This window comes from Terrabacter sp. MAHUQ-38, from assembly GCF_014518425.1.
Lineage (GTDB): Bacteria > Actinomycetota > Actinomycetes > Actinomycetales > Dermatophilaceae > Terrabacter.
The window spans coordinates 761829-785155 of sequence record NZ_JACVCU010000001.1; the positions used below are offsets into that span (position 1 = coordinate 761829).

Sequence of the window (23327 nt, forward strand, 5' to 3'; positions counted from 1 at the left end):
CTCGCCGGTCGGGTAGGCGCCGGGTCTCAGTCGACGGGCCGCTTGACCGCCCGGCCGAGGTAGCCGTAGGTCCACGGCCTCATCGCCCGGGGGAAGGGTCCGTAGGCGGTCTCGAGGCGCTCGAGCTCGAGCCCGCTGTCGGCGACGATCCGGTCGATCGGGCGCGTGAGGTGACAGCCGTCGAACGCGCGCTTCTGGAGCGGCTCGAGCCGGCGCTGCCATCGCCGGACCGACTCGTCGGGGGCGATGCCGTGCTCGAAGAAGTGCAGCGCGCCGCCCGGGCGCAGGACGCGGCGCACCTCCGCGAGAGCCAGCGGCAGGTCGGGGATCGTGCAGAGCGTGAACGTCGAGAGCACGGCGTCGGCGCTGTCATCGGGCAGGTCGAGGTGCTGGCCGTCCAGGGACCCGCGCGTGACGGGGACCCGGCTCGCGGCCCGGCGTTGCTCCGACCGGCGCCAGGCGACGTCGGAGGGCTCGACGGCGACGACGCTCGTCACCTGCGGCGGGTACACGGTGGTGTTCGGTCCGCTGCCGAACCCCAGCTCGACGACGTCGCCACGCAGCCCGCGGCAGGCCTCGGCCCGCAGCGGCATGATCTTCGGGTCGTCGGATCCGGAGTCGACGAGCCGTGGGGTGACCTGCCGCGCCCAGAAGCCCATGCCCCGAGCGTAGGCGCCGGCTCAGCCCGCCACGCGCGTCAGGGCCAGGAACTCGGCCCGCGAGCGTGAGTCCTCCCTGAGTGCCCCCAGAAGACTCGACGTGATGGTGGTGGTGCCCGGCGCCTGGACGCCGCGCAGGGTCATGCACAGGTGCTCGGCCTCCATGACGACTCCCACACCGACCGGGGACAGCTGGGCGCTCAGCCAGTCGGCGACCTGGACGGTCAGCCGCTCCTGCACCTGGGGGCGGGAGGCGAAGTGCTCGAGGACGCGGGCCAGCTTGGACAGCCCGAGGATGCGCGCGCCTGGGAGGTAGCCGATGTGGGCGGTCCCGACGAAGGGGAGCATGTGGTGCTCGCACAGGGACCGGACCGGGATGCTCCGCGCCACGATCAGCTCGTCGTAGCCGCCGTCGTTGGGGAACGTCGTCATCGAAAAGGGTCGCGGGCTGATGAGCTCGACGAACGACGCCGCCATGCGCTCGGGGGTGCGCGCGAGCGACTCCGTCTCGAGATCGAGCCCGAGCGCCTCCAGCAGGATCCTCGCTCCGGTCGCGGCGCGGGCCAGGTCGGGCTCGGTGACTGCGCCGGTGCCCGACCAGTTCTTCCGGGTGCCGTGACGACGGTGGCTCGGGGCCGGCTCTGCTGACGTGTTCACGTGGTCAGTCCTTTCGTGGGTCCGGGGACGGGGACCGGCGCCCGTGTGGGGTGGCGGTCCGGCTGCGGCGGTCGGCCGTGGTGGGTGTGGAGAGCGAGGACACCGGGGTCGCCCGTCGCCTCGGGACGGGCCTCCAGCCACCGGAAGGTGGCGTCGGTGGCCCGGGCCACGAGCGCGGACGTCTGGCTGAAGTCGGCCGGCGAGATGGAGAGCGGACACAGCGGGGGAAGGACGTGCAGCCGGGCGCTGCCGACGTAGTCCCGCAACTGCGCACTGATCTGGCGGTGGAGCAGCAGGCTGAGCGCGGTGAGGACCGTGCCGAGCGCAGTCCTCGGTCCGGCTCCGGCGCAGGGGTAGCCGGCGGGCAGCAGGTAGATGTCGCTGACGCCGAGGGCCGCCGTGCGCCCGAGTAGGTCCAGTTCCCCGATCGCGCCGTCGACCAGCGTCCGGCCGTCACGCACGACCGGTGGAAGCACGCCGGGGACGGCGGCACTGGCACGGACCGCACTGACGACCGGGCCGCTATCGAGCAGCAGGCCGTGGCCCGTGACGAGGTCCGTGGCCGTGACGAGGACGGGGATGCGTGCATCCTCGAGCGAGTCGTAGCCGAGGTTTCGTTCGAGCAGCCGCTCGAGCCCCGCACCCGAGAACAGTGACGGTCGCGTGCCTCGAGCCGCGCCGAGCCAGCGCCGAAGGTCCACGGTGAAGACGTCCTGGCGACGCATCCGCTCCCAGAGGCGGATGAGCGTCTCCAGGCGCGCACCGGTGCTGCCCGGCCCGGCGAGGTAGGCGGCGTTGGCCGCTCCGACGGACGTGCCGACGAGCAGGTCCGGCTCGACCCCGTACGCGTGCAGCGCGGCCAGCATGCCCACCTGCACGGCTCCGAGGCTGCCGCCACCCGTCAGCACGAACGCCGTGCTCACGGTTCAGCCCCGACGCAACGGCCACAGGGTGGGCCGCGGGTCGTACCGCGTGGCCAGGCGTTGGAGGGCGACCGCGGCCATCAGCAGCCCGAAGTCGCGCAGCGCCACGTCGTAGAAGCCCTGCAGCAGAAGCAGGTTGACGATGATGCCGGCGAGCCACACAGCCACGACGAGGGCGCCCAGCCGTGGGTGGAAGGCCACGACGAGCCCGGCGACCACCTCGATCACGCCGACGGCATACATCGTCTGGTGTGGGGAGAAGGGCAGCGGCTGCGACAGGGCGGGAGCGAGGTACTGGTCCCACTGCACGAGGACGTTCGTGAACTTGTCGAGGCCGAAGACGACCGGAGCGACGACGAAGGCGGTCCGCAGCACGGCATACGCCTGGTGGACGGCGTCACCCCGATGCGGCCGCGTGGGGGTTCCCGTCTCGTCGAGCGAGCGGTGGGTGCCGATGGTGACCATGGGTCCTCCTGGAGGGCGGTGAGGTGGGACGCTGACAGGGTGTTAGCGCGGGAAGGAGTCGCGCGTCTTACCGAGCAGGTCGCCGCCGGTAAGACCTGGCAGGCTGCGTACCGCAAACAGGGCATGATCACCCGCCCGAGCCGTCCCCCCGCCTCGCCGGCTCCGTGCCAGTCGGCCGGCCCGCCGCTCGACGTCGTCGACTGGAGGTACTGCCGCCTGCGCGAAGCGGGGTTCCCGCCGGTGCTCGCCAGCACTCTGGCCCGCACGCGCGTCGACCTGCACGCCCTGCTGCAGCTGGTCGACGCCGGCTGCCCACCGGAGCTGGCGGCACGCATCCTGTCGCCACTCGACGACACCGGCGATCTCGAGGCCGGCTGATGACGGCCGAGAGCTGGGACGACCGCCGGTCGGGCACGGCGGTGTCCGTCGGGGACCAGGACGCGAGGAACCGGCCTGAGCCGACCAACTGGGTGGCGGCGCTCGCGACGGACGGGCCGGAGCAGGCGGCGGCCCTGCGGGAGCTCCACGCGCTGATGATCCGGGCCGCAGGTCACCAGGTGTGGCGGATGCGGGCATCGTTGCCCGACCCGTCACCCGCGGCCGTCGACGTCATCGTGAACCAGGCCGCGGACGAGGCCATGACCGCGCTGCTCGGGAAGCTGCACACGTTCGAGGGGCGCAGCCGGTTCACCACGTGGGCCTTCAAGTTCGCAATCCTCCAGGCGGCGACCGAAGTGCGCCGGCTGCAGTGGCAGCACCGCGAGGTCGAGCTGCGCGACCTCGACGTTCCCAGCGCACCAGCGCACGACAGCCCGGAGCTGTGCGCGGAGGGCACCGACCTCGCCGGCGCCGTGGCCGACGCGATGCGACGCGTCCTGACCCCGTACCAACGGCGGATCGCGATCGCACTGCTCGTCGACGGTGTGCCGATCGACGTGCTGGCCGCCCGGTTGGGCACCAACCGGGGCGCGCTCTACAAGACGCTCCACGACGTACGCGTTCGGCTGAGAGCCGAGCTCATCGCCAGCGGCTACCTGTCACCGCCTCGAGCCGGCCCTCGTGATGCGGTCTCCTCCGACCATCGCTCCCGCGTGTCCCCAAACCCCACGGCAGGCACCTCATGAGCACGACACCGCAGCCACGTCCGCCCGAGCTCCAGGCCGTCCACGTCGACGCGCTGTTGCAGGACACCACGCCCTGGCTCTCGTGCGACGAGTGCTTCGAGCGGATGGACGCCTACGCCGAGGCGGCCGTCCGGGACCCCGGCAACCGGGACGAGGCCATGGCCACGCACCTGCGCGGGTGCGCCGCCTGCGACGAGGAGGCGCAGTCTCTGATCCAGCTCCTCCGGGGCGGGGGCGCCTGAGCGCGGAGACCGTCGAACTGCCCGGACGGCGGTCGCGCCGGGTCAGGCGGGGGTGCCGAAGCGGACGGCGTTGCGCTCCCGGGCCCGCTGACGCTCGACCTCGCGGTCCTTGGGCGGGGCGGTCGTCGTCAGGTGCTCGAGGAGGTGCTGCGTCGCGTGCGCGACCGCCTCGACGGCCTCGTCGAACGCGTGCTGGTTGGCCTGGCTCGGCTTGGTGCTCCCGCTGACCTTGCGGACGTACTGCAGCGCTGCGGCGCGCACCTCGTCGGACGTCGCGGGCGGCTCGAAGTTGTGGAGCTGTCGGATGTTGCGGCACATGCCTCGACTGTATGTCGTGCCACCCACCCCGTCCGGTCTTGTCGTCCGCCGGAGATTTCTCTGCCCAAAGGGTTGTCATTTAGGAGTTAGTAAACTTTACTAACTCCTGTGACGACGACCACGCCCCGCGCCCGACGAGTCTCCCCACGGACTGCCGTGCTCCCGGCCCACGGCCGCCGGCACAACCTCTCGCTCGTGCTCCAGATGCTCTACTCGGTCGGGGCGATGAGCCGCGCGGACCTTGCCCGCCGCCTCGGGATGAGCAAGGTGACCGTCTCCGACCTCGTCGCCGAGCTCATGGACAGCGGCCACGCGGTCGAGCTCGGTCCCTCGGACGTCGTGCGCCCCGGCAAGCCGGCGACCCTCGTCGACGTCAACCGCACCGGCCTGCAGGCGATCGGCGTCGACCTCGCCGCCCACGAGGTCCTCCGGGCCGCCGTGCTCGACCTCGACGGCAACATCCTCGTCCGAGCCGAGCGGCCGATCGCCGACGACTCGGGCCAGGCCGTCGTCGACACCGTCCTCGACCTCGTCGCCGAGGTCGTCGCCGCGGCGACGGCGCCGCTGCTCGGCATCGGCGTCGGAACGCCCGGCATCGTCGGCCCGGGCGGCGTCGTCGGCACGGCCCCCAACCTGGGCTGGACCGATGTGCCGCTTCGCGACATCGTCGCCGACGCGACCGGCCTGCCCGTCTTCGTCGTCAACGACGCCGATGCCGCCGTCCACGCCGACCACACCCTCGGCGATGGCGGCGACGACCTCGTCCTCGTCAAGATCGGCCGCGGTGTCGGTGGCGGCCTCATTGTCGGCGGGCAGCGTGTGCGCGGCGCCCACTTCGCCTCCGGCGAGATCGGGCACGTCACCGTCGGCACCGACGGCGGCGCGACGTGCCGCTGCGGCAAGGTCGGCTGCCTCGAGACCTGGGTGTCCGCCCCGAACCTCGAGAAGGCCCTCGCCGCGGCAGGTGGCGACGAGCCGCTGCGCGAGGCCGGCGAGCGCCTCGGCATCGCCCTCGCCCCCGTCGTGGCCGCGCTCGACCTCTCCGAGGTCGTCCTCAGCGGGCCCGAGCACCTGCTCGCGGGCGTCCTGCGCGACGCCGTCGAGCAGACCCTCCGTGCGCGGCTGCTCGCCCGCACCACGACCGACCTCACCGTGCGTCTCGCGCACCACTCCGACGACATCGTGCTGCGCGGCGCCGCCGTGCTCGTCCTCTGGGACCAGCTCGGCGTCGCCTGACCCGCCCCCACTCACCCGGCGCGGGGCTCTCGACCGCAGCCACCCGGCATACCCCACCGGCCCGCAGGGCCACCCGAGACATCTCCCCTCCACAGGGAACAACCGGTCCGCACCGCGGCCCCTTCGAAAGGAACAGGAATGAATAAGACCCTCGGTCTGGCCGTGGCCACGACCACCGCGGCGCTCGTCCTCACCGCATGCGGTGGGGGTGCGACCGGCTCGGCGACAGCCCCGTCCGCCGGCGCGTCCGGCAACGCGGGCAAGACCATCACCCTCTGGCTCGCCGGCACCGACACCCCGAAGGAGCTGCGCACCTACCTGCAGGACACCTTCAAGGCCAAGACCGGCGCGACCCTCAAGATCGAGGAGCAGAGCTGGGGCGACCTCGTCACGAAGCTGACGACCTCGCTGCCCGACCCGAAGAACACGCCAGACGTCACGGAGATCGGCAACACCCAGAGCCCGACCTTCACCAACGTCGGTGCCTTCAGCGACGTCTCCGACCTCTACCAGGAGCTCGGCGGCAGCAAGCTGCTCCAGTCGTTCGTCGACGTGGGCTCGGTCGACGGCAAGCAGTACGCGCTGCCGTACTACTTCGGCTCGCGCTACATGTTCGCCCGCGCCGACCTCTGGAAGGAGGCCGGTGTCAACACGCCGACGACGCTCGACGAGTTCAACGCGGCGGTCAAGACCATCACGGCGAAGAACCCCCGCGGCATCAAGAACTTCAGCGGCTTCTTCCTCGGCGGCCAGGACTGGCGCAACGGCATCTCGTGGATCTTCGCCAACGGAGGTGACCTCGCCAAGCAGGAGAACGGCAAATGGGTCTCGACGCTCGCGGACCCCAACACCGTCAAGGGCCTGACCCAGCTGCAGGACCTCTACCGGAACGCGTCCAAGGCACCGGCCGACGCCAAGGACCAGACGCCGTGGCTCTACGTCAACGACGCCGACGAGATCCTCGACGAGAACCAGAAGGTCACGGGCAAGACGTCCCTCGCCGCCGCGACGATCATGGCGCCGGGCTGGGCGCACTGGTCGATCGGCGACCTCAAGGAGAAGGACGGCAAGAAGGTCCGCGAGTGGAACGACAAGACGTTCGCCGCGTTCGTCCTGCCGGGTAACGACGGCAAGCCCGCGCCGGTGTTCGCCGGCGGCTCGAACATCGCGATCTCCAAGGCGAGCCAGAACCAGGAGCTCTCCAAGGAGCTGCTGAAGATCATCTTCTCGGCCGACTACCAGAAGAAGCTGGGGGGCGCCGGCCTCGGCCCGGCCAACAGCGACTACGTCAGCGCCCTCGGCGACGACCAGTTCGCCAAGGCCCTCGTCGACTCCGCCGCGAACTCCAAGCTGACGCCGGCCGCTCCCGGCTGGGCCACGGTCGAGTCGAAGATGATCATGGAGGAGTTCTTCTCCAAGATCCGCGACGCCTCCGACCTCACGGCGCTCGCGAAGGAGTACGACGCCAAGATCACGCCGCTGCTCAACCTCTCGTGACGGCGCCCGCCGCCTGACTCCACCCCCGGCGGCCGGGCGTCCACCCGCCCGGCCGTCGGACCCAGGCTCGAAAGGCCCGCCATGACCTCGACGGCGATCGTCCCGCCCGACACCACCCACCAACCCCAGCCTGCCCCTCCTGCCAGGCGACCCCGGCGGGCCATGCCCGCCGTGCTCGTCGTCCCGACGCTCCTCGTCCTCCTCGCCGCCCTGGGCTACCCCGTCGGCTGGCAGATCGTCACGAGCTTCCAGCACTTCGGGATGATGCAGCAGTTCGGTCAGCCGCCCGAGTGGGTGGGCCTGTCCAACTACACGGCGCTCCTGACCGACCCGAACCTCTGGGTCATCGTCGGCCGCTCGATCGCGTTCTGCCTCGTGTGTGCGCTCGTGACCGTCGCCGTCGGGCTCGCCCTCGCCATGCTCATGTATGCCGTCGGGCGGGGTCCCCGGGTCGTCCTGCAGGTCGCGCTGCTGCTGGCGTGGGCCATGCCCGTCGTCGCGTCGATGACGGTCTGGACGTGGATCGTCAACTGGCGCAACGGACTGCTCAACTGGGCGCTCGAGCGCCTCGGCGTCGACGCGCAGGGGCACAACTGGCTCGTCGACCCGATCTCGTTCTTCGTCGTCGCTGCCGTCATCGTCGTGTGGATGAGCGTCCCGTTCGTCGCCCTGTCGATCTACGCCGGGCTCACCCAGCTCTCGCCGGAGGTCCTCGAGGCGGCCGAGATCGACGGGGCCGGCGGCTGGCAGCGACTGCGCCACATCATCCTGCCGCTCGTCGCACCGGTCATCTCGATCGTCCTGCTGCTCCAGCTCATCTGGGACCTGAGGGTCTTCACGCAGGTCAAGCTGCTCCAGGACGCCGGCGGCGTCGCCAACGACACCCACCTGCTCGGCACGTACATCTACCAGCTCGGCACGGGCGCAGGCGACTTCGGGATGGCCAGCGCCGTCTCGATCCTCATGCTCGTCATCACCGTCGCGGTCAGCTGGTACTACGTCCGCTCCCTCATGAAGGAAGAGTCCTGATGCGTACTCCGTTCCTCGCGGCGAAACAGCCGCGGTCCCGTCGGTCGGGACGCCGCGCCCTGCTGTCGGTGGTCGCCGTCGCCGTCGCCGTGGTGTGGGCGTTCCCGGTCTACTGGATGATCAACTCCGCCTTTCTCGACACGGTGACGCTGCAGCGCACGACGCCGACCTTCCTGCCCTTCGGTGGGTCGCTCGACAACTTCGCGACCGTCCTCGACGACGCGGGCTTCCTTCGGGCCCTGGGGATCTCGCTCACCGTCACGCTCATCACGGTCGCGGCGGCCATCGTGATCGCCTTCCTCGGGGCGCTCGCGATCAGTCGCTTCCGCTTCAGGGGCCGGCGCTCCTTCGTGCTCGCGCTGCTCCTCATCCAGATGCTGCCGGCCGAGGGTCTCTTCATCGCGCAGTACAAGATGATGAGCTCGGTCGGGCTGCTCAACAACGTGCTCGGGCTCGCCCTGCTCTACACGGCCGCGGTCGTGCCGTTCACGGTGTGGATGCTGCGCGGGTTCGTCGCCGGCGTGCCGATCGAGCTCGAGGAGGCCGCCATGGTCGACGGTCTGTCGCGGAGCAAGGCGTTCCTGCGGATCACCTTCCCGCTGCTGGCTCCCGGGCTCGTCGCGTCGGGTGTCTACGCGTTCCTGCAGGCGTGGAACGAGTTCACCGTCGCGCTGGTCGTCATGACCGAGGAGCAGTCGCGGACGCTGCCGCTGTGGCTGCGGGGTTTCGTGCAGGCCAGCGCTACCCGCGAGACGGACTGGGGCCAGGTGATGGCCGCCTCGACCGTCGTCGCGGTGCCGGTCATCATCTTCTTCCTCATCGTGCAGGGGCGGATGAGCAGCGGCCTCGTGGGCGGGGCGGTGAAGGGCTGACATGGACACCTCACGAGAGGCGCTGCGGCGCCTCGTTACCGGCACGCTCATGCCCGGGTTCGTCGGCACTTCCGTGCCCGGGTGGGTCGGGAGGGAGTATGCCGCCGGGCTGGCCTCCGTGTGCCTCTACGGTGCGAACATCGTCGACCCGGACCAGCTGGCCCGGCTGTGTGCCCAGCTGCGCGCGGCCGCGCCCGACCTGGTCGTCGCTGTCGACGAGGAGGGCGGCGACGTCACGCGCCTGCACTACCCGACCGGCTCGACCCAACCGGGCAACGCCCTGCTCGGCCGTCTCGACGACACGGCCCTGACACGAGCCTCCGCGTCGGCCATCGGACACGAGCTCGCGGCATACGGCATCAACCTCGACCTCGCCCCGGTGGTCGACGTCAACTCGGCCGACGAGAACCCCGTCATCGGGGTGCGCAGCTTCGGCGCAGATGCGGCTGCGGTCGCGCGGCACTCGGCGGCCTATGTCGAGGGCGTGCAGTCGGTCGGGGTCGCCGCGTGCGCCAAGCACTTCCCGGGGCACGGGGACACCGTCATCGACTCGCACCTCGACGTGCCGCACGTCCACGCCGAGGCACACGTGCTCGACACGCGTGAGCTCGAGCCGTTCCGCACGGCCATCGGGGCCGGGGTCGCCTGCGTCATGACGTCGCACGTCGTCGTCAGCGCGATCGACCCGGACCGGCCGGCGACCTTCTCGCCCCTCGTGCTCGGCGAGGTGCTGCGGGGCCGGCTCGGGTTCGAGGGCGTCATCGTCTCGGACGCCCTCGACATGGCAGGCGCCTCGGCGGAGACGGGGATCCCCGAGGCGGCGGTGCGCGCCCTCGCCGCCGGCTGCGACCTGCTGTGCGTGGGGTCGGAGACGACGGAGGAGTGCTACCTCGCGGTGGTCGATGCCGTCGTGGACGCGGCCACGTCGGGACGGTTGCCGGTCGGTCGGCTCGAGGATGCGTCGGCACGGGTTGCACTGCTGTCCAAGGGGTTCGGCGCGCCCGGGCAGGCCGTCTCAGCTGACGCCGGTCTGTCGAGGTGGGGGAACGGGAGTCTCGTGGGCGGGTTCGCCATCGGTGACGCGGTGCAGCCCTGGCTCGACGCGGACGGCGACGCCGTCATCGTGCAGGTGGCGTCCGACGTCAACCTCGCGGTCGGCCGGGTCGCGTGGGGGCCGAGTGCGGCCGGCCTGACGACCGGCGAGGCCGACGTGCAGCCGGGGGCGAAGGTCGCCGTGGCGGGGCGCGGGCTCTCGGATGCGCACCCGCTGTGGGACGTCGTCGATCGTCTTCGCGCACAAGGGCATCCGACGATCGTCGTCGACTGCGGGTGGCCGCGGGGTGGCGCCGACCTCGTCACGTTCGGCGGTTCGGTCGTCGTCGCGGAGGCGCTCGGTCGCTACCTCGGGGTGCGGCCGACATGACCGCTCGGCTCAGGCTCGGCATCGACGTCGGCGGCACGAAGACGGCCGCGGCCATGGTGACCGAGGACGGGACTCTGCGCGCGATCCGGTCGGCGCCGTCGGGGCGAGGTCCCGGCGGGGTCGTCGATGTCGCCGTGCGGCTGGCCAGCGAGGTGTTGAGGGAGGTGGGCGTCGACGTCGGCGGGGGAGCCGTGGGCGGCGACGGCGCGGCGCTCGGCGTGGCGGTCGGCGTGGCGGTCGGCGCGTGCATGCCCGGACTCGTCGACCCCGCAACGGGACTGGTCCGCCACGCGGTGAACCTCGAGGTCGACTCTCTCGACCTCGGCGGCGAGCTCACGGCTCGCCTCGGGGTGCCCGTCGCCGTGGAGAACGACGTCAAGGCGGCCGCTCTCGGGGCCTGGCGACTGCGGTCGACCGGCTCCTCAGACTCTGTCCCGACGGCGCTCGCGTACCTCAACCTCGGCACCGGGTTGGCCTCGGCGGTCGTCCGTGACGGGGTCGTCGTCCGCGGGATCGACGGTGCTGCGGGCGAGATCGGGCACCTGCCGGTAGGGGGCGACGCGCCGTGCACCTGCGGCCAGGTCGGTTGCCTCGAGACGATCGCGTCCGGTTCGGCACTCGCCCGGCTGTGGCCCGAGTCGCGACGGCTTGCCCGCGACCCGTTCGCCGCAGCGGCCGCGGGCGACATCGTTGCCGCGGCCGCCGTCGACGTCCTCTGCACGGGCGTGGGCCTGGCCGTGCAGGTGCTCGCCCTCGCCTCGGGTGCCGAGCAGGTGGTGATCGGTGGCGGCCTCGCCGCGCTCGGCCGGCCGCTCCTCGACGGTGCCCGGGCCGACCTGCGCCGTCGGGCTCGCAGCGCCCAGCTCCTCGACGCGCTCGGGTTGCCCGACAGGGTCGAGCTGCTGCCTGCAGACCTCCCCGTCGCCGCGCTCGGTGCCGCCTGGCTGGGCACCGTCTCGCATCCTGCGGTCCGCGCCGCCCCGCCGGTCGCGGCGGGTGCGTGGCCGGGAGACGGGCCGGACGGCATACGGGGGCAGCGGGATGGCGCGACGGCCCGCGGTGGGAAGGTGGGCTGATGGAGGTCCTGGTCCTGCCCACCCCCGAGGACGTCGCCCGTCGAGCGGCGGAGGTCGTCATCGCCGGTCTCGTCGACGCCGCGCGGGCCGAGCCCGTCCTCGGACTCGCGACGGGGTCGTCGCCGCTGGGGCTGTACGCGGAGCTCGCGACCGCCGTGCGGAGCGGGCGGCTCGACCTGCGGTCGGCGCGCGGCTTCGCCCTCGACGAGTATGTCGGGCTGCGTGAAGGGCACCCGCAGTCCTACCGGGAGGTGCTGTTGCGGGAGGTGTGCCGGCCGCTCGGGCTGTCTCCGGACCGTCTGCACGTGCCGGACGGGTCAGGGCAGGACGAGGCGGCCCTCGTGGCCGCGGCGCAGGCGTACGAGCGACTCATCGCCGACGCCGGCGGTGTCGACGTGCAGATCCTCGGGATCGGCGCCAACGGTCACCTCGGCTTCAACGAACCCGGCTCGGCACTGTCGTCGCGGACCCGGGTCAAACGGCTGTCCGAACGGACGCGGAGCGACAACGCCCGCTTCTTCGACGGCCCCGACGACGTGCCGACGCACTGTGTCACCCAGGGGCTCGGCACCGTCCTCGACGCCCGGCGCCTCGTTCTCGTCGCGTCCGGCGCCGCCAAGGCGGAGGCCGTGGCAGCTGCGCTCGAGGGCCCGCTGTCCGCCTCGTGCCCGGGGTCGGTGCTCCAGTGGCACGCGGACGCCACGGCTGTCCTCGACGACGCCGCCGCGACGGGCTTGCGCAACCGTGACTACTACGACGAGTCGGCCTCGGGATTGCCCGAACCGGTCACGCGCCGACCCAAGGCGTGGTAAAGGCGGATTCACGGTTGGACAACGGGAGCCATCGCAGTGGTTGTGGAAAACCGCACAGGCCTGAGGATGTTGTCCTCCACACCCGGTGGACACACGTTTCCGCAGGTCGCCACGCACGAGGTCATGTGACCGGCACCACAGCTGCACAGTTGTTCACACACCTTGTCCACACCTGTTGACGGCGTGTCGCCGGGGCCTGCCCACAGGTTGTCCACAGGGATTGTTGTGGTTGCCGAGGACCCGCCCTAGGGTTTGGCGGGTGCTCCTCGGGGAGGGCGGAACAGCCGGGTTGGGTAGGCCCGGCGCCGCCACTGTCATCGCCGCGATGTCTACTGGTGTCGACCGAGTTGCACCGATGTCATTCGCATGCAGGGGAAGGGGAGCACGTGTCGCTCGACGAGCTGAGCACGAGCGCCTTCGCGTCGTCGACGCGTGACGGGGGGCCGCCAGACGACCGCCTCCCGCCGCAGGACGTCGGCGCCGAACAGTCCGTTCTCGGCGGCATGCTCCTGTCGAAGGACGCGATCGCCGACTGCGTCGAGCAGCTCAAGGGCACGGACTTCTATCGACCCGCGCACGAGCTCATCTACGACGCGATCCTCGACCTCTACGGTCGCGGCGAGCCCGCCGACGCCATCACCGTCAGCGACGAGCTGACGAAGCGTGGCGACCTGGGGCGCGTCGGCGGTCAGGCGTACCTCCACCAGCTCATCGCGTCGGTCCCGACCGCCGCCAACGCGGGGTACTACGCCCAGATCGTCGCCGAGCGCGCCGTGCTGCGCCGTCTCGTCGAGGCCGGCACTCGCATCGTCCAGCTCGGCTACGCCCAGGGCGGCGGCGACGTCGAGGACATCGTCAACGCAGCCCAGGCCGAGGTCTACGCCGTCGCCGACAAGCGCGGCGGCGAGGACTACCACGCCATCGGCGACATCATCGAGGCCACGGTCGACGAGATCGAGGTCGCGTCCGGGCGATCCGGCGAGATGACCGGTGTCCCAACGGGATTCACCGACTTCGACGCCCTGACCAACGGCCTGCACCCGGGTCAGATGATCGTCATCGCCGCCAGGCCGGCGATGGGAAAGGCGCTCGCGCTCGACACGCCGCTCCCGACGCCCGACGGCTGGACGACGATGGGGGAGGTCCAGCCCGGCGACCTCGTGCTCGGTTCCGACGGCCGACCGACCCAGGTCGTGGCTGCCACCGAGGTCATGGTCGACCGACCGTGCTACGAGGTGGAGTTCTCCGACGGGACGGTCATCGTCGCGGACGAGCAGCACCAGTGGTTGACGCGGTCGCGCTCGGAACGCCGGGCAGGGGGGCCCGGGTCGATCCGCACGTCCCGCGAGATCGCGTTCTCGGTCCGCACCGAGACGGTTGAGGCGCGCCTCAACCATTCGATCCGGAACGCTCGCGCCCTCCAGCTCGACGAGCAGCCATTGCCGGTTGCGCCGTACGTCCTCGGTGCGTGGCTCGCGGGCGGTACGAGCGCAGGGGCGTCCATCACGACCGCCGATCCCGAGCTGGTGGTGCGAATCGAAGCCGAGGGTCTCGTTGTGAAGCATCTCAGCGCGAAGATGCGCTACGCCCTGCAACTTCCCGAGGAGGTGATCGCGGTCCGGACGTGCGTCGTGTGCGGTGCCGAGTTCACGCCGCGGACCGCCCAGGTCAAGACGTGCGGCCGCTCCTGCGGCGGGCGTGCACAGGGAGTTGAGGGAACGAGCCTCGTCCCGCGGTGCGCCGACTGCGGTGCGCCGTCATCGGGAATGCGCCTATGCCAAGCGTGCCGTGAGGACCACGGCACGGTCACCGCGCTGCTGCGCGGTCTGGGCGTCCTTGCCGACAAGCACATTCCCCAGCAGTATCTGCGTGCCAGCGAGGCGCAGCGCCGGGACCTGCTTGCTGGCTTGCTCGACACCGACGGCACAGTCTCCGACGCCGGTTGCGTGCAGTTCACCGTGACCAACCGATCCCTCGCTCGCGGTGTCCGTGAGCTCGTCGTCAGCCTGGGCTACCGCTGCACCATCGCGACGCGCTCAGTGAAGGGCCGCACAGCGGAGTCGTCGACCGCGTACGACGTGAACTTCACCTGCGACGACGACGTGTTCTGGTTGCCTCGCAAGGCCCTTCGGCACAAGGAACTCCGCCGTGAGGTGCTCACTCGACGTGACTCACGGTTCATCACGGACGTGCGCCCGGTCGAGTCCGCGCCGGTGCGGTGCATCGAGGTGGCAGCCGACGACCACCTCTACCTCGCGGGCGAGTCGATGATCCCGACGCACAACTCGACGATAGGTCTGGACATCGTGCGGTCGGCGGCGATCAAGCACAAGATGGCCGCCGTCGTGTTCTCGCTCGAGATGAGCCGCACCGAGATCACCATGCGTCTGCTCTCGGCCGAGGCCGGCATCCAGCTGCAGCACATGCGCAAGGGCACGATGCGCGAGGAGGACTGGACCCGCCTCGCGTCGACGATGGGTCGGGTCTCGGACGCCCCTCTCTTCATTGACGACTCGCCGAACATGTCGCTCATGGAGATCAGGGCCAAGTGCCGCCGGCTCAAGCAGCGCGAGAACCTCAAGCTCGTCGTCATCGACTACCTCCAGCTCATGAGCTCGGGCAAGCGCGTCGAGTCGCGTCAGCAGGAGGTCTCGGAGTTCTCGCGTGCGCTCAAGCTGCTCGCGAAGGAGCTCGAGGTCCCGGTCATCGCGATCTCGCAGCTGAACCGTGGTCCCGAGCAGCGCACCGACAAGAAGCCGGCCATGAGCGACCTGAGAGAGTCCGGCTCGATCGAGCAGGATGCCGACATGGTCGTGCTCCTGCACCGTGAGGCCGCCTACGAGAAGGACTCACCCCGCGAGGGGGAGGCGGACCTCATCGTCGCCAAGCACCGAAACGGCCCCACTGACACGATCGTCGTGGCCTTCCAGGGTCACTTCAGCCGCTTCACCAACATGGCCAACAACTTCTGAGCGACTGTTGCAACGATGCGCCGACGGGTGCCCACACGCGCGTCTTGCGCCGGCTGCATGGATGGCTGCGCTCCCGGCCTGTCCGGGCGGACACTGGGTGGGAGCAGGACCTGCTCTCGTCGGGTCCGCACGGCTGAGCAGGAGGCGGGGTGGCGGGCACGGCGGGTCGCCAACGCGGTGGGGGCCCGGCGCTGCGGCCGTCGGACCGTGGGCCGCGGCGCGTCAGCAGGATGATCGTCGCCGCGGCGCTGGTCGTGAGCCTTGCTGCCTGCACTGGGTCGCCGGGCAGAGGAGCGCCCGCGCCCAGCCCGGTGCCCGGCGGGGCGGTGACGCCGGCCACCACCCTCGACGAGACACCCGGGCCCGAGGCCGTTCCCCGCAGCTACCGGGTGCCTGAGGCTCCGCACGTCGTGGACCGCGACGCGTACGCCTTCCGGACCCTGAGCGCCGTGCGGCCCGGAGCGACGTACCGCTTGCGCATGCCGGGCAACCTCTATCCAGCAGCACCGCACTCCAACCTGGCCGTGGAGTTCACGCTCTCCGGCGACAGCTGGTGGCTCTTCGAGCAGGGAGTGGTGACGCAGCGGCCGTCCTACGTGCGGGAGGACGCCGGCGTCCGCGTCATGGAGCTGGACGCGATCCCGTACGGACCGTGCCAGGCCCAAGCGCGCCCGCTGGCAGACCCGGGACCGACTCCGGCCGACCTGGCGGGTGCCATTCTCTCGAGGTACCCGTTCACCGTGATCGAACGTGTTGCCCCGGTCGCGCGGTTCGGCGGGTCCGGCGTTCACCTGATCGCGCGGCTCGACGACCCGCGGGCGAGCTTGTGCGACAACAACGGCGTGATGACCTACCGGCCGATGGCGGGCCAGCACCAGCTCGTCGAGCTGTGGATCGTCACCGTCCACGGTGAGCGGGTGGTCATCGAGCGGTCGTGGTTCCCGGACACGAGCCCGCGTGTCGTAGCGGACCAGCAGCGCACGCTCGACTCGCTCCGCCTCGTGCGCGTCTGACTGGCACGCGTTCATCCGCCGCGAGCGGGGCGCGACACGGAGGTTTCCTTACGCGCTGGATGGCAGAGTGGCGCGCATGGTTGACCACTCTGCCGACAACGCCGCCCGTTCGGAATCCGGCTTGACGGACGACGACTTCGCGCCAGTCTGGGCTGCCGATGACCGGCCGCGAATCCCACGTGTCGCGAGCGAGCGCGAGGCGCTCACGGCCTACCTCGAGTACTACCGGGCGACGGTGGAGATGAAGTGCCGCGGCCTGACGCCCGAGCAGGCGCGGGCCCGCTCCATGCCGCCGTCGACGATGTCGCTGCATGGCCTCGTCAGGCACCTCGCCAGCGTCGAGCGTTGGTGGTTCCAGCAGAACTTTGAACGCCGCGACGTGCCGTTCCTGTTCTTCGCCGAAGGCCAGCCGGACCTCGACTTCAACCCGCCTGCGGACGCCGACTTCGCTGCCGACCAGCAGACGTGGCGCGCGGAGTGCGCGGTATCTCGGGAGATAGTCGCCGCACATCGGCTCGACGACACCGCCCGACCCTTGGACTGGTACGAGGACGTCGACCTGCGCTGGCTGGTACTCCGGATGATCACCGAGTACGCCCAACACTGCGGACACGTCGATCTGCTTCGCGAGGGTGTCGACGGTAGGACTGGCTCGTGAGCGCCGATCCAGCGGACTGCGGACCTCATGCATGCTTCTCCTGCGGGCACGATGGACAGGTGCGAGGGACGCCATTCACCGCACCCGCTACGGCGAGGCGACCGGCGTGCTGATGCCGGTCTCCGACATCGCCGACCGTGACCGATGCCGCCTGAAGCAATCCGGGCGGTAGACGCCCCCCGTCGGAGTACGCGCTCGACATCGACGTCGGGCCCTGTTGCAGGGGAAGACCGCAGGGGGGTCACCGGCCTCATCCCAGCCGTTGTCCCGCACCTGCGCGACGGCAACCCGACGAAGGTCCACGGCGTGCCGGCCGTGGTCGGCACCGTCCCCTCCCTGCTGAACGCCAACCCTGGCGGGGGCGCTGCCGCGGTCGCGTCCGACATGCGCGCCGACTGCGGGCGGCATGTCGATCCGGGTAGATGCACCCCTCGGGTGCACTCGGAGTCGTTGGCACCCAACGCCTTTGTCCGACACGAGGTCCGAGACCGACTGGGTTGCGAAGCGGCGTTCGGAGACCCGCCTCAGAACAGGGTGCGCACCCGGCTGCGCTCGTCGGTGACCCGGCGCCCGTCGTAGATGTCGCCGGCTCGCGCCAATGCCCGCCAGGGCCGAGCAAGGTCGAGGGCGCCGCGCAGCGCGGGGTCTTCTCGATCCAGCGTTCCCACGACCAGCCCCGGCTCGCCGCCAACATCGGCAAGCACCTCGCCGTGCGGCCCGATGAGCCCGGAGTGGAACAGATGCGCGGTCTGCGCCGGCACCGACAAGCTCACCCAATAGTTGTGGATCGCAGCGTAGGCGCGGGCCTTGGTCGCATAGATCGCATCGACCGGATAGGCCGACAGCAGCAAGCAGTCAACGCCACGCTGGTCGTAGTCCGCGAAGAGCTCAGAGAAGTTGATCTCGATGCAGATCGCCATGCCGAAGCGGAAGCCGTCAACGTCGAAGACCACCGGCTCGAAGCCGGGCGTGTAGAACCGGGTGACCTCGGTGTGCGAGCACTTCCGCTTGTCGTAGCGGTCGACGAGCTTCCCCTCCTCGGAGATCACGTAGAGGCTGTTGTGCGGCCAGTTCGGCGACGTCAACGGGTGAGCAGACCCGAGCACAACCCAGATCCCCAGCTCGCCTGCAAGCCTGGCGACATCCTCCAGCTCGGCGCGTGCGACCGCCCACTCGACGTCATCCCAGGCGGCCACGTTCTCGACCGCGTAGCCCGACAGGAACCCCTCGGGGAAGTGAGCCAGCCGTGCGCCCGACGCCGCGGCCACCCGTAGCATCCGGCGCACCTCCGCACCGTTCGCGCGGGGATCAGCGGACGCGGTCGGCTGGCAGGTGGCGATCGCGAGGCTCATTTGCGCATCATGGCAGGCTCCCCTGACCATGGACGGCGCGGTCAGCCCACTTCTTCGCCCGCGGCCTCGTACGCTGCCGCTTGTCCGTCGAGATCCCGGATCTGCGCGGGCTCGCGACCCGAATCTCCTGGTGAGGCAACGACAAAGCCCAGGAAGGGCACCATGAAGTTTCTTCTCACGTCCGGCGGCGTCACCAACACGAGCATCCGCGATGCCCTGGTCGACTTGCTGGGCAAGCCGATCGCAGACTGCGACGCGCTCTGCATCCCGACGGCGGAGTACGGCCACCCCAGCTGTACGCCGGCCTCGGCCTGGCGCTTCATCGCCGGCCAGACCCCGGGACCCATGTGCGACCTGGGCTGGAAGTCGGTCGGCGTGCTCGAGCTGACAGCGCTGCCCAGCATCGGCGAGGAGCGCTGGGTGCCCTGGGTCCGGGAGGCTGACGTCCTGCTGGTGGACGGCGGCGACGCGACGTACCTGTGCCACTGGATGCGGCAGTCAGGGCTGGCGGACCTCCTGCAATCGCTGCCCGAGACGGTGTGGGTGGGGGTGAGCGCCGGAAGCATGGTGATGACCCCACGGATCGGTGACGACTTCGTCAACTGGACGCCACCTGAGGGAGGCGACAGAACCCTGGGCGTCGTCGACTTCTCGATCTTCCCGCACCTGGGTCACGAACTCATGCCGGAGAACACCATGGCCGAGGCGGAGAGATGGGCGGCCGACATCGCCGGACCGGCGTACGCCATCGACGACCAGACGGCCATCAAGGTGACCGACGGCACCGTCCAGATCATCTCCGAGGGGCACTGGCAGTAGTTCCCTTGATAGCCGCGCCCAACAGCGATCCGCTGGACAGGACACCCGTTCCTGCCCCGTCGGAACGGGGTGAGCTGGTGGGCTTGATGGTCACGGATCGTGGCGTCGGGTCCCCCGAACGAAGCCTGCAACGAAACCCAGAAGCAGAAGCCCGACAGCACCGACGACGACCGCCACCGTCCTGCGGCCGGTCACGACCACCAGACCCGGCACCGTCGCGGGCTCAGGTAGGGGCTCGTACGCGAACCAGCCGAACGCCGTCTCTCCTGGCTCTCCGGACCAGAGCACCCATGCGGTCACCAGGGTCGCGACGGCAAGGACGACGGGTCTGCGCGAGGTCCAAGAGCCGGCGTTCTCGCGGCTGGCGGAGCGGCACCGTCGGGAGCTGCACGTGCACTGTGTGGACGGCTTTGTCGCTGCTCGTGATCTCGTTGGTCCCGCCACTCACCTCCGGGGCAGACACCGCGACCACCACCGCCCTCATCGGGCTACACCTCGTCGCTGCGACGGTGACGATCCCCGCCCTCACGCGGAGCCTTCACGCCCGCGCGGATCGAGACCGTCGCGGTCCGCGGCGCGTTCCGGAGACACGGCGGTCGGCGTGATGCCGATTGCCGTGTCGCTCGCGCCCCGGCGTACTAGCGTGGTGGCGATCGTGATCCGTCGGCAGGAGGTGAGACCCATGAACGCAGTATCCGCACCGGGTGCTCCCCCGCAGTCCACGATGCCGCGACTGAGCTAGTCGCCACCGGGAGTGCCCACAGGCAACTCGCGAAAGGCGACTCCCATGAACACAACACCTTCTTCATCTCTGCACTTCACGCCGACGACGGCCTCCGGCCGGCCGGTGCCCGACGAGGATCAGCCACAGCTCGACGCCACAAGGCGGGTACGCGCCGAAGGTGAGCGAGCGTTGGTCCTCGGTGGTGGAGGATCGGCAGGCAATGCGTGGGTGATCGGCGTCGTCGCCGGCCTGTTCGATGCCGGGTTGGACGTGACCGACGCCGACCTGATCGTCGGGACATCAGCCGGGTCGACGGCCGCGGCCCAGATCACCAGCGCGACCACGATGGAACTGCTTTCCGGCATCCTCACCGCTGCGCCCCAGCAACGGACTGGCCCCGTCAGATCCCACGCCGGACCCTTTCCAGGGTCGGTGGTGAACCATGTGGAGCGAACGGGCGCGATCATCGCCGCCGCTGAGGATGCGGTCGACATGCGTCGCAGAATGGGTGCGGCAGCCCTGGAACTGGACGCCGCGTCGGACGGCTCCATGTCTGAGCGGTGGCGCGACACCGTCGCCGCACGGTTGCCGAGCCAGCACTGGCCGGAACGAACGGTGCTCATCACGGCGGTCGATGCCCGAACCGGTGAACCGGTCGCCTTCGACCGGCACAGCGGAGTCGACCTGGCGGACGCCATAGCCGCCAGCTGTGCAAGTGGCTCTCCCCACGCGATCGGCGGCAACCTCTACATCGACGGCGGCTACCGACGCAACGAGAACGCCGATCTGGCAGCCGGACACGCACGCGTGCTGGTGCTGTCACCCTTCGCCGGGAGAACACGGCATCCGCGGGAGTGGGGCACACATCTTGCAGCGCAGGTCGACGAGCTGCTGGCACGCGGCAGCAGAGTCGAGACCATCTTCCCGGACAGCGACTCCGAGCACATGTTCGGTGCCAATGCGATGGATCCGTCGCTGCGTCCGCCCGCGGCTCGAGCCGGTTACGACCAAGGCAGAGCGCTTGCCGGGCAGCTCACCGAGTTCTGGCGCTGACGCCCACGAAACCAGTCGACTCCAACAGGGGCAAGGAACCTGCTCCCCCTGCCACTTCCAAGGTACAGCGGAGAGGGGGGCTTGCGGCAAGGCACCCGTCGTGGCCCAGACTTTCCGGTCGTGCCGAGGAAAGCGAGGACTGACATGAACGACGTGACGATCGTCGGAAGCGGGCCCACCGGCCTGATGCTGGCGGGAGAGCTGGCGTTGGCGGGGGTGGATGTCGTGGTCCTGGAGCGACGTTCGACCCCGGACCTGATCGGCACTCGCGCCCGCGGGTTCCACTCGCGAACTCTGGAGATCTTCGACCAGCGCGGCATCGCCGACCGGTTCCTCGTCGCGGGACGGACCAGTCAGGCGCTGAGCTTCGCCAACACCGCACTCGAGGTCGCGAGCCTTCCCACGCGGCATCCGTACACCCTCGGGCTGTCGCAGAGTCACATCGAGCGGATCCTGCGCGGGTGGGTCGAGGAGCTGGAGGTGCCGATTCATCGCGGGGTCGAGGTCATCGGCTTCGCCCAGGACGACGCGGGTGTCGACCTCCACCTCGCCGAGGGCGAGGCGCGGCGGACGGCATACGTGGTCGGCGCCGACGGTGGACGCAGCGTCATCCGCAAGACAGCCGGCATCGAGTTCGTGGGTGCGCGGGCGACCCGCAGCCATCTCATCGCCGAGGTCGAGGTGACCGAGCAACCGCCCACCGGCATCCGGCATGACGACGTCGGGATCCACGGCATCAACGTGATGGACGACGGGAGGACGGCAGGGATCGTCGTGACCGAGCCCCAGATCGGCGCCGCCACCGAACCGACGCTCACGGATCTCAGCCGGGCACTGACAGCCGTGTACGGCACGGACTTCGGGATCCACGATCCTTCGTTCATCTCGAGGTTCACCGATGCCACCCTGCAGGCGGCCGCCTACCGCTGTGGGCGGGTGCTGCTCGCCGGAGACGCCGCGCACACGCATCCACCTACCGGAGGGCAGGGGATCGGCCTCGGTGTACAGGATGCGGTCAACCTCGGGTGGAAGCTCGCCCAGGTCGTTCAGGGCGTTTCACCCGAGGCCCTCCTGGACACCTACTACGCGGAGCGGCACCCCACCACGGCTCGCGTCCTGAGGAATGTCATGACGCAAGCCCTCCTCCAGCGGGGCGACACGCGAACCGAGGCGATGCGCGACACGATCGCCGAGATGCTGAGCTTCGACGGACCGCGCACTCAGCTCGCCGGGCTCCTGTCCGGGCTCGACGTGGCCTACGACCTCGGTGACGGGCACCACCCCTTGCTGGGACGCCGCATGCCCGATCTCGACCTGTTCACAGCCCACGGCCCGCGGCGGGTCTTCGAGCTGCTTCACGACGCCCGGCCCGTGCTGCTCAACTTCGGCGAGCCCGGCAGCATCGAGCTCACCCCGTGGGCGAGCCGTGTCCAGCAGGTCCACGCCGACCACACCGAGACGTGGGTGCTACCAGTCATCGGCACCGTCACTGCTCCCACCGCCGTGTTGATCCGGCCCGATGGTCACGTCGGGTGGGTCGGCAACGGAGCACAGACGGGACTCAAAGAAGCTCTGACGACCTGGTTCGGACCAGCCACGAGTCCGGATCCCGCCCCGGTGACCTGACCTGACGGGCTCAGTCATCCGTTCCGTGGGAAGTGGGCGGTTCAGTGGAAGAGTGCGAAGAGTGATCCTTCCGGACGTCCGCGATCCGCGCTTCGTGACCATCCGCCGCGGCGGGACCCTCACGGACTCGGACCACCATCTGCTCGCTCTGTGGGCGGCGTCGTGCGCGGAGCACGTCCTCCACCTCTTCGAGTCGGCCCGGCCAGAGGACCCGCGACCACGCGACGCGATCGCGCAGGCTCGGGCGTGGGTGCGTGGCGAGGTCAAGATGATGCAGGCCCGGGCGGCAGGTGGCCATGCCATGGGCGCGGCCAGAGACCTGCGGGGCGCCGCACGGTTTGCAGCGTACGCCGCTGGTCAGGCCGCGTGCGTCCCTCACGTCGCTGCGCACGAGCTGGGTGCCGCCGCCTACGCGATCAAGGCCGCGCGTGCTGCCGTGCCGAACGGCCAGAGTGAGGCGGCCGGGCGGGGCGAGTGTCAGTGGCAGCGTGACCAGCTCCCGACCGCGATTCGCGAACTCGTCCTCGACGACCAGCGGCTGCGGAACGACATCTGCTGGTCGGTGTTCGACTGCTGAGCCGCCTGTTGCGATGGGCCACGGCGCGCCCGTGTGTGAAGGTCGCCATGTGACATCAGAGGTCCGCGACGGAGCCGGATTCTCTTGTCGCTCTTGGTGTGCGCTCTCAGCCTGACCCTGGCGGCATGTTCGACTGCGCGCGTCCCGATGCCGGCCGACGATGCCACACCCGAGCAGGTTGTCCGGGCGTACGCAGATGC

Annotated in this window: 24 protein-coding genes and 1 pseudogene; 18 read left to right on the top strand and 7 right to left on the bottom strand. The window is 70.4% G+C overall.

What is annotated here, in order from left to right:
* Positions 1-26: 26 nt before the first annotated feature.
* From H9I49_RS03585 to H9I49_RS03600, 4 genes are read right to left on the bottom strand one after another with little or no spacing between them, the layout of a single operon-like run.
* Positions 27-659, bottom strand: a complete 633-nt coding sequence (locus H9I49_RS03585) for a class I SAM-dependent methyltransferase (RefSeq protein ID WP_188028923.1) — start codon at positions 657-659, stop codon at positions 27-29.
* A 21-nt stretch (positions 660-680) separates the two neighbouring features.
* Positions 681-1316, bottom strand: coding sequence for a GTP cyclohydrolase I FolE (folE, locus tag H9I49_RS03590; protein ID WP_370587409.1), 636 nt, complete (start codon positions 1314-1316; stop codon positions 681-683).
* Complete coding sequence (locus H9I49_RS03595; protein WP_188028924.1) at positions 1313-2239, bottom strand: patatin-like phospholipase family protein; 927 nt, start codon at positions 2237-2239, stop codon at positions 1313-1315. Before H9I49_RS03595 ends, folE begins: the two co-directional genes overlap by 4 nt.
* Before the next feature lie 3 nt (positions 2240-2242).
* The gene (locus tag H9I49_RS03600; RefSeq protein WP_188028925.1) at positions 2243-2704 is read right to left on the bottom strand and encodes a DoxX family membrane protein; all 462 of its coding nucleotides are present in this window, start codon (positions 2702-2704) and stop codon (positions 2243-2245) included.
* Between the two features lie 123 nt (positions 2705-2827).
* On the opposite strand from H9I49_RS03600, the gene H9I49_RS03605 reads away from it, so the two are divergent.
* Genes H9I49_RS03605 through H9I49_RS03615 form a run of 3 tightly spaced genes read left to right on the top strand, consistent with a single transcriptional unit; the run spans position 2828 to position 4070 of the window.
* A complete protein-coding gene (locus H9I49_RS03605; RefSeq protein WP_188028926.1) occupies positions 2828-3082 on the top strand; it encodes a hypothetical protein in 255 nt (84 codons plus the stop codon).
* The gene (locus H9I49_RS03610; RefSeq protein WP_188028927.1) at positions 3082-3828 is read left to right on the top strand and encodes an RNA polymerase sigma factor; all 747 of its coding nucleotides are present in this window, start codon (positions 3082-3084) and stop codon (positions 3826-3828) included. The genes H9I49_RS03605 and H9I49_RS03610 overlap by 1 nt, the downstream gene beginning before the upstream one ends.
* The gene (locus H9I49_RS03615; protein ID WP_188028928.1) at positions 3825-4070 is read left to right on the top strand and encodes a hypothetical protein; all 246 of its coding nucleotides are present in this window, start codon (positions 3825-3827) and stop codon (positions 4068-4070) included. The genes H9I49_RS03610 and H9I49_RS03615 overlap by 4 nt, the downstream gene beginning before the upstream one ends.
* Before the next feature lie 42 nt (positions 4071-4112).
* Here H9I49_RS03615 and H9I49_RS03620 read toward each other — a convergent pair whose 3' ends face one another.
* On the bottom strand, positions 4113-4388 hold the full coding sequence (locus H9I49_RS03620) for a DUF2277 domain-containing protein (protein ID WP_188028929.1): 276 nt from the start codon (positions 4386-4388) through the stop codon (positions 4113-4115).
* 108 nt (positions 4389-4496) lie between these two features.
* Between H9I49_RS03620 and H9I49_RS03625 the strand changes: the two genes are divergently transcribed.
* From H9I49_RS03625 to H9I49_RS03670, 10 genes are all read left to right on the top strand, one after another.
* Entirely contained in the window at positions 4497-5624 is a 1128-nt protein-coding gene (locus H9I49_RS03625; protein WP_188028930.1) for an ROK family transcriptional regulator, read from the top strand.
* Between the two features lie 138 nt (positions 5625-5762).
* The gene (locus H9I49_RS03630; RefSeq protein ID WP_188028931.1) at positions 5763-7121 is read left to right on the top strand and encodes an extracellular solute-binding protein; all 1359 of its coding nucleotides are present in this window, start codon (positions 5763-5765) and stop codon (positions 7119-7121) included.
* An 81-nt stretch (positions 7122-7202) separates the two neighbouring features.
* A complete protein-coding gene (locus tag H9I49_RS03635; protein WP_188028932.1) occupies positions 7203-8150 on the top strand; it encodes a carbohydrate ABC transporter permease in 948 nt (315 codons plus the stop codon).
* Entirely contained in the window at positions 8150-9022 is an 873-nt protein-coding gene (locus tag H9I49_RS03640) for a carbohydrate ABC transporter permease (RefSeq protein ID WP_188028933.1), read from the top strand. Before H9I49_RS03635 ends, H9I49_RS03640 begins: the two co-directional genes overlap by 1 nt.
* A gap of 1 nt (position 9023) precedes the next feature.
* Entirely contained in the window at positions 9024-10445 is a 1422-nt protein-coding gene (nagZ, locus tag H9I49_RS03645; protein WP_188028934.1) for a beta-N-acetylhexosaminidase, read from the top strand.
* Entirely contained in the window at positions 10442-11521 is a 1080-nt protein-coding gene (locus tag H9I49_RS03650; RefSeq protein WP_188028935.1) for an ROK family protein, read from the top strand. The genes nagZ and H9I49_RS03650 overlap by 4 nt, the downstream gene beginning before the upstream one ends.
* Positions 11521-12333: a glucosamine-6-phosphate deaminase gene (locus H9I49_RS03655; protein WP_188028936.1), complete on the top strand. Its 813-nt coding sequence runs from the start codon at positions 11521-11523 to the stop codon at positions 12331-12333. Before H9I49_RS03650 ends, H9I49_RS03655 begins: the two co-directional genes overlap by 1 nt.
* A 386-nt stretch (positions 12334-12719) precedes the next feature.
* A complete protein-coding gene (gene dnaB / locus H9I49_RS03660) occupies positions 12720-15305 on the top strand; it encodes a replicative DNA helicase (protein ID WP_370587410.1) in 2586 nt (861 codons plus the stop codon).
* Between the two features lie 230 nt (positions 15306-15535).
* Complete coding sequence (locus H9I49_RS03665) at positions 15536-16318, top strand: hypothetical protein (RefSeq protein ID WP_188028937.1); 783 nt, start codon at positions 15536-15538, stop codon at positions 16316-16318.
* A gap of 76 nt (positions 16319-16394) precedes the next feature.
* Positions 16395-16976, top strand: a complete 582-nt coding sequence (locus H9I49_RS03670; protein WP_188028938.1) for a DinB family protein — start codon at positions 16395-16397, stop codon at positions 16974-16976.
* Positions 16977-17500: 524 nt separating this feature from the next.
* On the opposite strand, the gene H9I49_RS03675 is transcribed toward H9I49_RS03670, so the two are convergent.
* Positions 17501-18328, bottom strand: a complete 828-nt coding sequence (locus H9I49_RS03675) for a carbon-nitrogen hydrolase family protein (RefSeq protein WP_188028939.1) — start codon at positions 18326-18328, stop codon at positions 17501-17503.
* 162 nt (positions 18329-18490) lie between these two features.
* Between H9I49_RS03675 and H9I49_RS03680 the strand changes: the two genes are divergently transcribed.
* Together H9I49_RS03680 and H9I49_RS24325 are read left to right on the top strand one after the other, a co-directional pair.
* Positions 18491-19147 carry a Type 1 glutamine amidotransferase-like domain-containing protein gene (locus tag H9I49_RS03680; protein WP_188028940.1) on the top strand — a complete coding sequence of 219 codons (657 nt, stop codon included), beginning with the start codon at positions 18491-18493 and terminating at the stop codon, positions 19145-19147.
* Positions 19148-19437: 290 nt separating this feature from the next.
* Positions 19438-19629 (top strand): annotated as a pseudogene (locus H9I49_RS24325) (hypothetical protein); the annotation flags it as partial.
* Between the two features lie 43 nt (positions 19630-19672).
* Here the strand turns inward: H9I49_RS24325 and H9I49_RS23690 are convergent.
* Positions 19673-19831 carry a hypothetical protein gene (locus H9I49_RS23690; RefSeq protein WP_188028941.1) on the bottom strand — a complete coding sequence of 53 codons (159 nt, stop codon included), beginning with the start codon at positions 19829-19831 and terminating at the stop codon, positions 19673-19675.
* A 103-nt stretch (positions 19832-19934) separates the two neighbouring features.
* Here H9I49_RS23690 and H9I49_RS03690 point away from each other — a divergent pair, with 103 nt between their 5' ends.
* The 3 genes from H9I49_RS03690 to H9I49_RS03700 all read left to right on the top strand — a co-directional run bounded on the left by H9I49_RS03690 (position 19935) and on the right by H9I49_RS03700 (position 23127).
* Positions 19935-20924, top strand: coding sequence for a patatin-like phospholipase family protein (locus H9I49_RS03690; RefSeq protein WP_188028942.1), 990 nt, complete (start codon positions 19935-19937; stop codon positions 20922-20924).
* 144 nt (positions 20925-21068) lie between these two features.
* A complete protein-coding gene (locus H9I49_RS03695) occupies positions 21069-22550 on the top strand; it encodes an FAD-dependent monooxygenase (RefSeq protein ID WP_188028943.1) in 1482 nt (493 codons plus the stop codon).
* Between the two features lie 61 nt (positions 22551-22611).
* The gene (locus H9I49_RS03700) at positions 22612-23127 is read left to right on the top strand and encodes a putative immunity protein (protein ID WP_188028944.1); all 516 of its coding nucleotides are present in this window, start codon (positions 22612-22614) and stop codon (positions 23125-23127) included.
* The last annotated feature ends 200 nt before the right edge of the window (positions 23128-23327 follow it).